This is a genomic window from Acinetobacter radioresistens DSM 6976 = NBRC 102413 = CIP 103788, assembly GCF_006757745.1.
Classification (GTDB): Bacteria; Pseudomonadota; Gammaproteobacteria; order Pseudomonadales; family Moraxellaceae; genus Acinetobacter; species Acinetobacter radioresistens.
The window spans coordinates 1,395,489-1,410,442 of sequence record NZ_AP019740.1; the positions used below are offsets into that span (position 1 = coordinate 1,395,489).

Consider the following 14,954-nt stretch of genomic DNA (forward strand, 5'->3'; position numbering starts at 1 on the left):
TCGTTTAAATAATGCATAAGCCAACGCCTGAGATAGTAAAATAGAATGAACTTCTCACAATACTATAATTTAAAAAATAAGTACTTATATAACAGGCTTCGTTGTAAAAGCCTGTTATACAGTGTGTAAAAAATCAGGAATGTTCAATAACTTCTGCATTAGACAAGACTTTCCAGTCTTGCCCAGAAGGGGCTTGATAAACCTGTAGTCCAAATTCTCCAATAATGGCAATCAGGTGGTCAAAAATATCTGACTGAATGGCTTCATAATCTACCCATGAAGTTGTATTACTAAATGCATAAATCTCAAGGGGAAGTCCTTCACTGGTAGGTTGTAATTGACGCACCATAATTGTCTGATGCTGAGCAATACCTGGATGCTGTTTTAAATAAAACTCTATATAAGCACGAAATGTACCTAAGTTTGTCAAGCGACGCTGATTATAAATAGCCTGATTGCCAAGCTGCTGGTTAAATTTTTGAATTTCACTTTCTTTAATATTCAAATACTGGTCAAGAAGCAAAAAGTCCTTTAGCTTTTGCTGCTCTTCATTCGTCATAAAATGCACTGTGCTTTGGTCAATGTAAATAGCACGTTTGATACGTCTTACACCGGCATTGCTCATACCACGCCAGTTTTTAAAAGTATCAGTAATCAGTTTATTGGTGGGAATAGTCGTAAAGGTCTTGTCAAAATTTTGTACTGTGACCGTATGTAATGACATATCAATGACATCGCCATCCGCATTTAATGATGGCATCTCAATCCAGTCTCCGATACGTACCATATCATAAGAAGAAATTTGTACACTGGCCACCAGCGAAAGAATAGTATTTTGAAAAACCAGCATCAGCACAGTCGCCATAGCACCAAAGCCTGCTAGCAGGGTAAACACATCTTTCTTCAGGAAAGTACCTAAAATCATTAAAGCACAGACGATATACAGCATTAATTTAACCAGCTGCAAGTATCCTTTAATAGGCTTATTTTTTGATTTTGGATTGCGCTGATAAATCAGGTTAAAAATATTAAGAAGTTCGCTCAAAGCCAGCGCTAATGTAAGGAAAATAAAAGCCTGTGCTCCCATTTGTACAAAAGTTACAAGCTTGAGTGAAAGATGTGGAACCGTAGTGATGCCATTCATAATGACGATAGCCGGAACAATATTAGCTATGCGACGAATTACACTATGTTCAGCGAAAATACTGCTATTGGCAAACTTCATCTTGCTGATGAGTTTACGTAGGCCTCTTACTACGACCTGTTTGGCAATAAAGTTAGCCAGAGCGGCTAGCAGAATAAGAATGCCTAATGATGTCAACATCTCTAACCAAGGAAACTGATCTGACCAGTCCTGAATATTTTGTATAAAAGCCAGCTGTTCCAAGCCATTTACCCCTACAATTATGATTAATTGCATGATTGTAAAAGTTTATTGCTTGAAACAGGCTATAAACAACTTTTTATATACGTTTTATTAGCAAATTGAAACTTTATAGTATTACCTCAAGAAGAGGTGTTTTACCACATTAAATCATCAGGAATAACATATGCTGCATATGGATCTTCTTCATCAGTTGATTGATCATTGGCCTGCGTACTATTATGTAAAATAAACCCTTCCATGCGCGCATCAATTTTTTCTGCCAAGGCTTTTGGTAAATAGGCATAGCTGCCATTATCTCGTGCAATCATTAAACTGCCTGAAACCAGTGCATTATAAACCTGTTGTGAGATATAGACTTTTTTGATTTTGCCTTCATCGATAAACTGATAAGTTATATCGCCGTCAGTTTCCTTGATCTTATGATGAGAGATCATTTGGACAATATTGGCTTTTAAAGTTTTTTCTTCAAGCTGACGCTGTTTTTCCTGATTTAGAGCCTGATCTTTAGCTAACTTTTCCTGTTTTTCTTGCTCAATTTTTGCCTTGAGTGCAGCCTCGTCACTTTGACCGGTACGCTGTTCATGCTGTGCCTGTTTGCTCAGCTTTTTTGCTTTTTTATTATCTACCAAGCCGGCTTTTAAAAGTTGGGCCTGTAGTGCATTTTTAACCATGTTTGATTACTCCCAGCTTGAATGCTGTGTAGACTTATGACGAAAGTATATAGACCAGTAGATGATGCTGAGCAATAAACTCAAAACTGCCGGTACGAGAAATGACTGTAATTTTAGATAAGGATAAATCAGACTGGCAACAATACCACCGATTAAAAAGCCGAAGAGAATAAGTAAATGAAGAATAATACGACGCTTTCCAACGCTCAGGCCACGTAGGCAATAACCTAGCGCCAGCCCAAGATCAGTTAATACCCCTGATAAGTGGGTAGTGCGAATGATTGTACCTTTATAATGGCTAACCATTGCATTTTGCACGCCCATTGCAACACAGGCCCACAATAAAGCATATCGTGGGAAATAGGGTAACAATATCCAGCACAGGAAAATGAATAGCGCAACCAGACTAAGTGGCAAACCATAACGGCGTCCAAGCTGAAAGTGACTATTTCCAAGAATCAGGCCACTATAAAATGAACCGGTAACATAGCAAAGGACCACCAATATCAGGTACAGAACACTAGAGGGTTCCCAATTAATCAGGCTCATGGCCAGCATACTAATATTACCGGTCATATGTGAGACAGACTGATGCAAGACAGTCACCAGTCCAAGTACATTAATCATGCCCGCATTGATTGCCAGTAAAAAAGCACCTATTTGAATCCATGCAGGCAGTTTTTGAAAAGGCATCGCTACACTCGCGAATTATTGTCCTTTCAATAGATTAACGCATTCCACGGTCAGCAGCAGCAGTAAATAGTACATCAGTTGATGAATTTAATGCAGTTTCAGTCGAGTCCTGAAGCACACTGATCACCATTCCGATTGCAACCACCTGCATAGCAATTTCAGATGAAATACCGAACAGGCCGCAGGCCACAGGAATCAGTAGCAATGAACCGCCAGCAACCCCAGAAGCTCCACAGGCCGATACTGTAGCAACCACGGAAAGGATTAACATGGTTGAAATGCTGACCGGTATGCCTAAAGTATGTACAGTCGCGAGTGTTAGCACAGTAATAGTGACCGCCGCACCTGCCATATTGATAGTAGCACCCAAGGGAATAGATACACTGGCAGTTGCTTCATTTACACCCAAACGTCGTGCCAGGTCGAGGTTAACCGGAATATTAGCAGCGGAACTACGGGTAAAGAAAGCAGTAATGGCACTTTCGCGTAAGCATGTTAAGACTAGCGGATAAGGGTTACTGCGGGTAACAACTGCAACCAGCAAAGGATTAATGATAAGGGCAACAAAAAGCATAGTGCCAAGCAGCACTGCTAAAAGCTGTGCATAACTTTCCAGCGTTTTTAAGCCAGCATCAGCGAAAGTTGCAGCAACCAAACCGAATATACCCAATGGAGCAAAGCGGATTACAATTGCGATCACTTTACTAATGGCATTGGAAACATCAGTCAGTACCACACGTGAAGTCTCAGACGCGTGTCGAAACGCTAGCCCCAATATGACAGACCACGCTAGAATTCCAATAAAGTTCGCTTCACTCAGCGCCACAACTGGATTGGCAATAAAGCTCAATAACAGGTTTTTCAGTATCTCTCCCAACCCCCCTGGAGCCTGTACTTCGAGCTGACTTGGCACATCCAGGAACAATGTACTTGGAAACATTAGACTGGCAAAGACAGCACTAAATGCAGCTAGAAGCATACCAACCATATACATCATTAAAATAGGTCTGATATGTGCAGTCTGACCCAGTTTGAAATTGGCAATGGAAGCCATAACTAAAACAAAAACCAGAATCGGGGCCACTGACTTAAGTGCCTTAATAAAAAGATCACCCAGTAAGCTGAGATAGGGAGCTGCTTGAGGAAAAAGCCAGGTTACCAGCATGCCCAGAATAATGGCAATGACAATTTGAGTAACCAGGCTTAAGCGAAATAAGTATGAGAACATAGGAAAGCCTTATGAGACCTATAAGGGCCAAAAGTACAAGCCGGCTATTTTATACATAAAATACATAAAGCTTGAAATTAATTTTTACTGACCCGTCCATGGTCTTTCGAATGATATAAATATAATAAAAGCTAAATACTTTTATTACATTTGAATATCCATAGATCACTTGCATTGTTAATATTTAAATTTTAATGGGGCATTTCAGGCAAAAAAAGCTCTGGTGCCAAGTTCTGCATTGCCTGAAAGTGAGAGAAAAAAACCTGGCCATTTAAATGCTGCAATAAGGGGGAGTCTTTAAGCTTATCCATAACAGGGCCTTTGATTTCTGAAAAATGCAGCTGAATATGAAGTTTAGCGAGCTCTGCATTTATTTCCTCAAGCATTTCCAGTGCACTTAAGTCGATAGCGCTAATGCTTGAGCAGTTAATAATGACATGCTCAAGCTGGGCATTTTTACTTACTTCAGTAATGATATAGCCTTTTAAGGTATTCGCATTTAAAAAGCTCAGGTTTTCATCAATACGGATCGAAAAGATTTTGGGGCTGGTTATAACCTGATGCCGTGAAATATTACGGAAATGTTGTGTTCCTTTAACCAACCCAATCACTGCAATATGAGGACGGCTAATTCGCCAAAGCATTAAAATAAATGTAGAGATAATTCCGATTATCAGACCGGTAGAGATATCAATGCAAATAACACTGAAAAATGTAATCCACATTGCGATGCCATCTGCCTTAGAATAACGCCAAGTTTCAAGAAATGGTTTAAATTCAACCAGCTTCCAGATAGAAACAATAATGGTTGCAGCCAGGATAGCCAGCGGTAAATCTCGCAGGAACCCGGTAAAATACATACTAACCACAATAATAAACAGTGAAGAGAGTACGCCAGCCATTGGAGTGCGTGCACCAGCATCGGCATTTACAACTGTACGTGACAAACTTCCTGTTACGGGAAAGGCAGAGGTGACTCCGGCACTAATATTCGCCAAGCCAAGTGCGATAAGTTCCTGATTACTGTTCAGGTTACTACGCTGCTGCAATGCAGTGGCCTGTGCAATTGAAAGAGACTCTACAAAGCTGATCATTGCAATAAGAGCAGCACCAGGAAGCAAATCAATTACCATTTGCATGTTCCAGTGTGGTATAGCAATAGGGGGGAAACTTGAAGGAATTTCTCCTACAGTTTTAATGCCTGCCTGCTGCAAGTTCAGAAAATACATCAGTCCAATCGAAACTATAACCAGAATGAGGGGTAAGGCACGAATCAGAAAAATCAGTGAACCTGCTCTGGTTTTTATAAAGGCTGAGTTTAAAAAGGCAGGAATATATACCAGAAACAATACAGCAGTGATTCCAAGCGCCAGAGTAGCAAAGTTGCTATAACGTACATACTGCCAAAAAGATACCAAGAATTCTGGAACATTATTGGTTTGTAAGGGAATATCAAAAAGAAATTTAAATTGGCTTAATGCAATAAGCAGAGCTGAAGCAATAATAAAACTTTTTATAACCGGATGACTAATCAGCTGAATTAGAAAACCAAAACGGAATATACCTAAAAGTAAAGAAATAAAGCCGGTGAGTAGCGCTAGCAGACAAGCTGCTTCAATATAAACTGGCGAACCTACTTCGTATAGCGGGGCAAGGGTGCCAAAGACCATCATGGAGATAATAGCAACTGGACCAATTGAAAGCGTTGGACTGCCACCGACCATGGCATAAATAATCATGGGCAGGATACTGGCGTATAACCCCATTACAGGAGGCAGACCGGCGACCATGGCATAGGCCATACCTTGTGGTACCAGCATTGCAATAACAATTAATGCTGCCAGTAAATCTGATCTAAATTTTGGTCCGTTATATCTACTCAGCCATTGCCATGCCGGAAAAAGAGTGGGTATAGATAAACGACGCATAGCCATATAATAGCCTAAATCACATTTTTTCATATATTATGCATAAAAAGTGATAAAAAGTCGCTGCCTTTAAAAGTGTTACTTAATAAACTGCTATTAATTTACTGAATATATAGAATTTTATTATTATTTTGGACAATAGAGGTCATAAAGTGTATGTAAAACTTGGGTTAGTTTCTGATCTTTAATTGAATAAAAAATCTGCTTTCCCTGACGCCGTGTGATAACTACATCACTCTTACGTAACATCATCAGCTGTTGAGATAAGGTAGGCTGAGTAATTTGAGTTTTTTCCTCAATTTCAGAAACGTTTAATTCTTCTTGAGCTAAATGGCACAAGATTAATAGGCGATCTGTATTGGCCAGCGATTTTAGTATACTCACGACGGTGTCAGCAGAATCGCGCATGACATCGATTTGGAGAGCAGGTTGCATAATCAAATCCGTTAAATTGAGTGCGCCATAGTATAAATGTACTAAGAGAAAATAAAGATTAATTAAGAAGAATAATTCATGGCTTTTGATGAAGAAGTTAATCAGTAAAACTGATACATGGTATATATAAATCCAAGTTTTTAATTTGAAAAATATACTTTTTCTTTTTTAAAATCAATTCAGCGTGTAAAAATAAACATATTAATAAATCTTTTTACTTAAGAATGCTACTACCTCATAAGCTGCTCAGGTATAACAAATATGGTAAACCATTCAAAAAGCTATAATCTGGAGTAAAAAATGGCTAAGAACCAGACTAATGAAATTGAAATTAATATCGGGATTTCCACTGAAGGCCGCAAGAAAATTGTTGAGGGACTATCCCGTCTTTTAGCAGATAGCTATACTCTATATCTGATGACGCACAACTTTCATTGGAATGTTACGGGCCCAATGTTCAGTAGTCTGCACGCAATGTTTATGGAGCAGTATACAGAACAATGGAATGCGCTTGATATTATTGCTGAACGTATTCGTGCTCTTGGATTTCCTGCGCCCGGCACCTATAAACAGTTTAATGACCTCGCTACAATTAAAGAAGTAGAGGGTGTGCCTACTGCTGAGGAAATGATCCGTTATCTGGTCAATGCTCAAGAGGCAACTGCACGCACTGCACGTGAACTTTTTCCTGTCGTAGATGAAGTAAATGACCAGCCAACTGCTGATGTATTAACCCAGCGTATTGATGTGCATGAAAAAACTGCCTGGATGCTGCGTAGCCTGCTACAGTAAAAAAGTTTTTTAGAGCCAAACCCGCTCTATTTGAGCAGGTTTGGTTCTGGCTTTAACTTATAAGTAAATTTCAGGCGGGTAGGGCGTATTATCATTTATTGCAGAATAATATTGTTCTGCCAAAAAAAAGCCATCTGGTGCATTTTTGATATCAATTGTAAGGGAATGAGCCATAACTTGTGGATATGCCCAGATTAACTGTTTCATTAACCCAAAAGTTTCATTGTTCTGCATATCTCCTAAAATCCTTTGCCAGATAGCCCTATGGTAAGGTTCCTTATTATTGAAACCATAAAGATATGTCAAATTCTCTGGTGGTACAAAACCTGCCAGATAAGCTGTTTTGTCACTAGGATATGCTAATTCATCTAAGGCAACTTCCATAATTGTACGGTGGGCTTGTTCCAGGTTATTTTCTAAAATCCAGTCATAAGCTTCGACTATAATGTAGTCAAAATTAGGGTACCTATAGTATTCCTGTGGATAGTTGATACTGGTTAACAGAGTGGGCTGCTGAGTACGTATAGCAGGTAAGAATAATAAGGGACAAAACTGCGCATCTGGATAATTCTTTTTGAGAACAGTGCGGATATCCTGACATGTCTGACCTAGCTTTATTCGTAGCCACTGTCTGAATTCTTCATAAGGTGTACCAGTCTGGTAGACTGATTGAAAAATGTCTCCTAAATCTGGTGCATATAGGCCTGTATCTTGGTTAAAGGCTAATCGGGTAGAGTAATCATATATGCAGGGTAAGTTGGTTGCAGGATTATACCACCACCAAGGTTCTCCAATCTGCATATTGACCTGGCAGCCGCCTATCTGCATAGTTTCAGCGAATTCCAGAAAACCTTTTTGTAAATATGCCATAGCATTTATATTGCTAGGACTGAAAAAATAGCTGGGTGGCTCATAAGCCGTTTTACCCAGATTGTCATGAATGTCTCTTTGTGCCCAATATTCGTTGGCAGCAAGAGAGTACATTTCAAAGCTTAAGCTGAAAACAGGAGCAAAGGCTGCTTCATGCAATGCTTTAGCATAAACCTGATGCCATTTTAACGCACATGGATTAACTACATTTACACGTGTAGCAAGTGTATCAGGAATCTGCCATCTATTTACTTGTGTGTCCCAGTACATGTCTGGATAACGTGACATTCCGCAATAATGATTAAGTAGTCCCCGATAACCAAGCGCCACAATATTATCGACTATACGTTGAGGATTTAAATCATAATGATCATCATAACTGGTACATATACCTTTATGATGTGCAGATACTACTATCTGTTTAAGTTCTAATTGTGTGTGAGTTCCTTGAACTGTAGAGTTGGTGATTCTGACATAACAAAGTTCAGGATCAGGCAGTGGATAAGGCAAAGTCGCAGGATTATAACTGCTTGCTACCACATTCAATACAATACGCTGGATATGATTGACTGGAAAAGGAATGGTCGCATTAAAACCTGCTTTTACAGTATCCCAGTCAATCTGGATATGAGCCTGTCTGGACACAGGCTGATCTGCATAATTGAAAAGCGGAATATATGCTATTTGTTCAATTCCATTTTCCAGATAGTATACTGCTAGCGTAAGTGCCATCTGTTCATTATTGATCATAGGCATGTATGTAGAAACTTCTATATCAAAATCCCAGACCACACCACTGTAGTCATATAGTGTTTCATAACTTAAAAACTGATGATCTTTATGATCCTCAGACTCCCAGATAATACCTATAAGATCACTACTGAGGCGGGGTTTGAATAGTACTTCAAAACCGTTTCTGTAATTGGTAAGACTAAACGATGCTGTATCTGGGCCTTCTACCCGCCAATAATGAGGATGAAAACGTGGCAGGGTTTGAGTTGCCCATGAAAGTTGAGGGGGTATTTTCTGATAGGGAAAAGCATTTTGCATAACCGGCACCCTTTTAATAAATTAAGACGGTTTTCCAGAGTATATTTTTCAGATTTTTGGAAGTCGTATTTAGATACTAAAGAGGTATTATAAAAAAACCCGTTTTAATTCTTTGATTTTGTAAGATAAGAATGTAATTGATACTTATAATTGAGCATAAATCAGAATATATATCATGTAATTATAATGAAAGCCCATAATTTTTTAAATTATGGGCTTTAAAATAGATTCAATAGGCATATTAAATTAGAAAAAATTGAATACTCAAAGAAATAATCATAAATAAGACAGCTAGTCCCGTAAACTTATGCTTTATATTTTGAACCACTTCTGGTTTAGGAACAAAACTGTCGCGTCTTTCTATATTAATAAAATACTTTGCATATTTATCCATGAAGAATGATGCAATAGCAAAAATAGCAAATGTATTGGCCAGATAAATGTGTGGAACTTGATCTGCCCTGAATATAAAAAGGAATAGCCACATACCTATAGGCGTTAAAGTCATATAAGCTAAATCGAACCAGCTGCTCATATTTACTTTTACTTTTGCTTTTAAGCGGCAAAGCGTATCGAAAAGAGTAATTAAAGCAAAAATAAACCATACATTCATAAGTAAAAAGAATGCAAGCTCATAAGTCAGGTCACCTTTTTCTCCAGACATTCCCATGCTGACCAGCGTAACTGGCATGAGACTATAAGCGATAGACAGCAAACCAATACGGGTAATGTTACCTGTAACAGTACTTGAGAGATGTTTTTCCCAGCGTAAAAAATAAGTCCGGATCATGGCGATATATCTTTAGAAATAAATCAGATTAAAAAAACTGTTGTATTATGGTAAAAAAAGATACTTTTTGCACGAGAATTGAATAATTTTTGTGTATCTAATACATAAAAATTTTTAACATTTTGATAATAAGGCTAAAAATATTAAGTCATTATTTTTTCACAGAGATTAATACTTGTTACAAGAAGGGGCAGGGAGCTTATACAGAAAGTTAAGGACAAGGATCCATTTTCATTTATAAATTAAAACAATAAGCATATAAAGAAATAAGGTGATATATCTATGACTACTTCTAAAAATTAAATATATATATTTTATATAATTAACTGTTTATCAAAGTTAACTTTGATTTTTAAAACTTGTTGATTTGAATTTAGTCTAATACTGATTTTCACGATAGATCAAGTCACTTGCGTTATTTTGAAACATATCAAATAAAGGAATATTCAATCATGAAGAGAATGACAAGCATAATTTGGATTGGGTTAAGTTTGGGAGCATGCTCAACAATACCAGAATCAGAGTACCAAACAGCTGAAGTATATAAATCTTTAGGTTCCAGACAATGTGAACAAATTGACAGGACGAAGAATATCGTAGCGATGAAGCAGCAGTTAGTTCAAAACCAGATTAAAGTCCTCTCTTCTTATATTACTGATGACGGTCAGATACGGATTTCTCTCTGCGGTGCATCAGACGGTAAAATTGTAGTATTTAAAATTCCTGCTAATAAAATACAGCAGGCCCAAACTTTTGGCTTTCAGGATTTGAACCTGCTGAAGCACTGACTAATTTGAAACTGTATAAAATGACTTTTGCTACAGAGATGTATTTGGAGTACTTCTTCATTTACGTGCTGAAAAATAGCAGGCGCTTTATATTATAGAACTTATTTCTAAACAATTTAGCCTAAGTAAAATTAAATCATCCACATCAGACAATATCTAAATTTGACAACAGACAAACAAAAATAATTTTAAAATTCAAGCATAAAATGAATTAAGATTCATAAATTCCATCTTAGAAACCACTGTAAATGTAACAAAATATTTTATTTTTATTTCTTTAAAATTGAAAAATATATTTAAAATGAAATATATATTCTATTTTTAGGTGCATTAAGAAATATATAGAATAATCAGTTCTCTAATACAGATTGAAATGAATTTCCTTTTTCGTTAAGTTCTGTAAGCAAATAATTTATAAAATTTAATAGAAAAGGGGACAATAGCATGAAAGGGATGAAGGTGAAGAGTAGTGTCTGGCATCTACAAAGTGATGCCAGCCAAAAATTTAAACAAGCTTTAGTAGAAAATTAAAAATAGTTTTTATATTTCAGCTTTTTAAATTTCTAAATATCTTATTAGAGTTATTTAAAAATTTTATCTAGAAAGCTGAACAATAACAATTAGATCTGAATACTCAGCAAATCTTTAGTAATATGGATATTAAAGTTATGGATAAACTTATTAATTTACGGTCAAAACATTTGGTACTTGCTGTAAGTAGCATGGCAGTCATGTCGCTAGCACATGCAGGAGAGAACACAACAGAAATAGAACAATTACGTCAGGAAGTAAAAGAGCTGCGAACTTTACTAAATGCCTCACTACAACAGCCTGCTGTAACTCTTAAGCCCCAGAGTGATGTGACACCTCAGGTCAAAACTACCCCTTTAAATACATCCCAATCTGTTAAAACAAATATATTGCCTTCCGGAGCTGAAGTGAATCTTTATGGTTATATTCGTGCTGACGCTTCTTACCAGACGGAAGGCGCGGCAACCATGTATAACAATATTAGTGGAGTACCGCTTAAAGATACAGTAGAAGCAACTAATCAAAAAGATCGCTTGAGAACTACCGTTAATGTGACACGCCTAGGCCTGAACTTTAAGACACCCACCTCTATTGGTGATATTGGCGGTAAACTCGAAATGGACTTTTTCGGAGGTTCAACCCGAGACCAGTTCCGTATACGTCATGCGTACTTAACTTATGATAAATGGCTAGTTGGTCAGACTTGGTCGACCTTTGTTGCACCAGAATACATACCAGATACTGTAGACGCAGCAACATTTGTGGGAGGAGCCTTACAGCGTTCTCCATTAATTCGTTATAGTGATCAGCTTTCTGAAAATACTAATTATGCCATCAGTATAGAAGACCCGAAATATACTGAAGCGACTGATCCGGCTAACAGAATGCGTATGCCAGCCCTTGTCGGACGTTTGAACCATAAGTTTGCTGATGGCTCAACGATTTCCGGCCGTAGCTTTATTGCAGAGAAAAAAACCGGTGAAGATGAACAGCTGGCTTGGGGTATTGGCTTAGGCGGGAAATATCAGATTACCCCAGAGACTTTATTAAAGGCAGATTATTATCATGTAAAAGGGGATGGACGCTTCGTATTATGGAGTAACAGCGGATATGCAATTGATGAAAATAATAATATGCACAGTAATGAGTTCGATGTAATTGCTGCCGGTATTACCCATCGTTTTACGCCTAAAATCAGATCAACTTTAGGTTATGGCTATATGAAAGCTCAAGATGACAATGAATTTTCACGCTTGAAATATGACGATGCATCTCAGAACAAGCAACTCTGGCAGGGATGGATTAATGCCATGTATAACCCTTATAAGCCGGTAACTTTTGGAGTGGAATATGTTTATGGAGAGCGTGAAACTTTCAATAATCGGACCGGCGTAGATAATCGTTTCAATATGATGGCTATTTATGACTTTTAAATAGATAAAAACCAGATTTAACAACTATTTACATTAATTTATTTAAAAAAGCCCATCAATCTTATGGGCTTTTTTACCTATAAAAAACATATAGATATAAAATATAAATGATCACTTCTATCAAATGTAATTATTTTACTCATAGCTAGAAAAATTATTTTATATTTTAATAAAATAGCCTAAGTAATTTTATAAAAATTTCCAAAGAATGAAAACCTATCCCAATAATATAAATCAGATAAAAAATAAAAAATTAATTTTATAGACCGAAACCTTATTAAAAAAAGTAAATCTAGAAAGCATACTCATAACACTAAACTAAAAAAGGCACCAATACCTTAATAAACCAATAACAGAGATTGAATCTAGAAAAGCATCTGTAGCAGGCTAACTTCAGTAATCCAGTACAAATAATTATCTGGCAGTAAAGATAATAATGTCTCGTACTAAAGCTATAAGTTAGAAAAAGCAGAAAGAAAATAAAAAACAAAGACTTATAGTATTAAAACTAGCGAGTCAATATACATTAGATAGTTAATACTATTAGGCATGCATATAGATTTAATTGAATAATAGAATTTGATTTTGCTTAACGAAATTAAATTCTATATTATAGAAAAAATTGTTCTAATTCGCTCAATAATAAAATTAACTCTGTCATAAGGACCAAGATTATGAGTTTACAAGACAAGATGTCAGCTTCGGAGTGGGAAGCACGTTGCCAACTGGCTGCACTATATCGCTTGATTGCTTATTATCGCATGACTGATTTGATTGATACGCATATCAGCCTGAGAGTACCAGACCAATCTGAATACTTTCTGATTAATCAGTACGGCGTAACATTTGATAAAATGACAGCTTCTCAGCTGGTCAAAATCGATCATGATGGAAATATTGTTTCTGATTATGATCAGGGAAAACCAGTTAATGTGGCAGGTTTTGTAATTCATTCAGCCTTGCATACTGCACATACACATATAAACTGCGTAATTCATACTCATACAGCCGATGGTATTGCCGTTTCAGCGCAGAAACACGGTCTTTTACCAATTTCCCAGCATGCTTTAAAATTTTATAACCTGATGAGCTATCATGAATATGAAGGAGTGGCACTCTCTACCGATGAGCGAGAACGTTTGGTTCATGATTTAGGACAAAACCGGGTCATGATTTTAAGGAATCACGGCTTACTATCTGCAGGCGAAACCATCCAGCGTGCCTTCCATGAAATTTACTTTCTGGAAAGAGCCTGTCAGGCACAGATTAAGGCATTGGCGGGAGGATCTGAGTTACATTATCCTGCGCCCGAAGTATGTGAACGTACCGCAAGACAGTTTAACAGCTCCGCGGTAGAGCCAATTATCTTGAACGCATGGAATGCTGCACTCAGTCTGATTGAAAATCAGAAAGCAGAGTACTGTTCATGATAGTAATTTCCTGCAAAATACCTGAAATCGAGAAAATTCTACTCAAGGTCTTTCAAAAATATGCACCCGAAGGAACCTATTGTCTGCCAGAAAGTGAACAGGCACAACAGGCTACTACGGCGGCTTGCTGGTTTCCGGATATTGAACAGCTAAAACAGCTTCCCCAACTGAAAGTCATTCATTCCATTGCGGCAGGAATTGAACATCTGGATCTAAATCTTATTGACCCTTCATATCTAGTGTGTCGGGTTATTGATGAGCAGCACCAGAAGGGAATGTTTGAATATCTGTTATGGGCTGTCCTGTATTATCAGCGTCAGTTTGACCGGGCTATTAACCAGCAGAAACAGCAATTATGGAAACAGTACCGGCAATTCTCCAGTCAGGATATCCAGATTGGAGTGATGGGTCTTGGGCATATGGGGGGATATGTAGCAACCCATTTCGCACAGATGGGCTATCAGGTTTCAGGCTGGGCACGTTCCAAGAAAAACTTGCACAGAGTTCAATCATTTGCAGGAAATGAAGAGCTAGATGGCTTTTTAGCCAAGAGTCAAATCCTGATCAATCTTTTGCCGTTAACTGCACAGAATCATTCTATTTTATCAGCCCAGGTTTTAAAAAAGCTGCCAGAACAGGCCTGTGTCATTAATTGTGGCCGCGGTCAACATCTGGTTTTGCCAGATCTTGTTGCAGCACTTGATTCTGGTCATTTAAGGGGGGCAGTTCTTGATGTCTTTGAACGGGAACCCCTTGAGCAAGCCGATCCGTTATGGACTCATGAAAAAGTTCTGATTACGCCTCATGTGGCTTCGCATGCGCCAATGTCAATTGTCGTCGAGCAGATTCTGGAAAATGACCGTCGTTATAAAGAACATAAGCCATTAAACCATCAGATTGACTCTGCCAGAGGATATTAAAATAACAC

At 37.6% G+C, this 14,954-nt stretch carries 13 protein-coding genes; 5 read left to right on the top strand and 8 right to left on the bottom strand.

Annotation, left to right across the window (positions count from 1 at the left end; genetic code table 11):
• Positions 1-133: 133 nt before the first annotated feature.
• The 6 genes from ACRAD_RS06505 to ACRAD_RS06530 all read right to left on the bottom strand — a co-directional run bounded on the left by ACRAD_RS06505 (position 134) and on the right by ACRAD_RS06530 (position 6,342).
• Entirely contained in the window at positions 134-1,420 is a 1,287-nt protein-coding gene (locus ACRAD_RS06505) for a mechanosensitive ion channel family protein (protein WP_005025836.1), read from the bottom strand.
• A gap of 101 nt (positions 1,421-1,521) precedes the next feature.
• Positions 1,522-2,058, bottom strand: a complete 537-nt coding sequence (locus ACRAD_RS06510) for a DUF2058 domain-containing protein (RefSeq protein WP_005025838.1) — start codon at positions 2,056-2,058, stop codon at positions 1,522-1,524.
• Positions 2,059-2,064: 6 nt separating this feature from the next.
• Entirely contained in the window at positions 2,065-2,751 is a 687-nt protein-coding gene (locus tag ACRAD_RS06515) for a YoaK family protein (RefSeq protein ID WP_005025840.1), read from the bottom strand.
• Positions 2,752-2,785: 34 nt separating this feature from the next.
• Positions 2,786-3,979, bottom strand: coding sequence for a serine/threonine transporter SstT (gene sstT / locus ACRAD_RS06520; RefSeq protein ID WP_005025842.1), 1,194 nt, complete (start codon positions 3,977-3,979; stop codon positions 2,786-2,788).
• Positions 3,980-4,170: 191 nt separating this feature from the next.
• A complete protein-coding gene (locus ACRAD_RS06525; protein ID WP_005025844.1) occupies positions 4,171-5,913 on the bottom strand; it encodes a SulP family inorganic anion transporter in 1,743 nt (580 codons plus the stop codon).
• 120 nt (positions 5,914-6,033) lie between these two features.
• Entirely contained in the window at positions 6,034-6,342 is a 309-nt protein-coding gene (locus ACRAD_RS06530; protein ID WP_005025845.1) for an ArsR/SmtB family transcription factor, read from the bottom strand.
• Positions 6,343-6,642: 300 nt separating this feature from the next.
• Here ACRAD_RS06530 and ACRAD_RS06535 point away from each other — a divergent pair, with 300 nt between their 5' ends.
• The gene (locus tag ACRAD_RS06535; RefSeq protein ID WP_005014349.1) at positions 6,643-7,134 is read left to right on the top strand and encodes a Dps family protein; all 492 of its coding nucleotides are present in this window, start codon (positions 6,643-6,645) and stop codon (positions 7,132-7,134) included.
• Between the two features lie 57 nt (positions 7,135-7,191).
• On the opposite strand, the gene ACRAD_RS06540 is transcribed toward ACRAD_RS06535, so the two are convergent.
• Both ACRAD_RS06540 and ACRAD_RS06545 read right to left on the bottom strand, forming a co-directional pair.
• Positions 7,192-9,054, bottom strand: coding sequence for a non-contractile tail sheath protein (locus ACRAD_RS06540; RefSeq protein ID WP_005025848.1), 1,863 nt, complete (start codon positions 9,052-9,054; stop codon positions 7,192-7,194).
• 241 nt (positions 9,055-9,295) lie between these two features.
• Complete coding sequence (locus ACRAD_RS06545) at positions 9,296-9,745, bottom strand: hypothetical protein (protein ID WP_227548697.1); 450 nt, start codon at positions 9,743-9,745, stop codon at positions 9,296-9,298.
• A gap of 551 nt (positions 9,746-10,296) precedes the next feature.
• On the opposite strand from ACRAD_RS06545, the gene ACRAD_RS16610 reads away from it, so the two are divergent.
• From ACRAD_RS16610 to ACRAD_RS06565, 4 genes are all read left to right on the top strand, one after another.
• Entirely contained in the window at positions 10,297-10,632 is a 336-nt protein-coding gene (locus tag ACRAD_RS16610; RefSeq protein ID WP_005025852.1) for a hypothetical protein, read from the top strand.
• Between the two features lie 668 nt (positions 10,633-11,300).
• Positions 11,301-12,596 (top strand): DcaP family trimeric outer membrane transporter, encoded by a 1,296-nt coding sequence (locus ACRAD_RS06555; RefSeq protein WP_005025854.1) that lies wholly within the window; start codon positions 11,301-11,303, stop codon positions 12,594-12,596.
• Positions 12,597-13,270: 674 nt separating this feature from the next.
• Positions 13,271-14,026 (top strand): class II aldolase/adducin family protein, encoded by a 756-nt coding sequence (locus ACRAD_RS06560; protein ID WP_005025856.1) that lies wholly within the window; start codon positions 13,271-13,273, stop codon positions 14,024-14,026.
• The gene (locus tag ACRAD_RS06565) at positions 14,023-14,946 is read left to right on the top strand and encodes a 2-hydroxyacid dehydrogenase (protein WP_005025858.1); all 924 of its coding nucleotides are present in this window, start codon (positions 14,023-14,025) and stop codon (positions 14,944-14,946) included. The genes ACRAD_RS06560 and ACRAD_RS06565 overlap by 4 nt, the downstream gene beginning before the upstream one ends.
• The last annotated feature ends 8 nt before the right edge of the window (positions 14,947-14,954 follow it).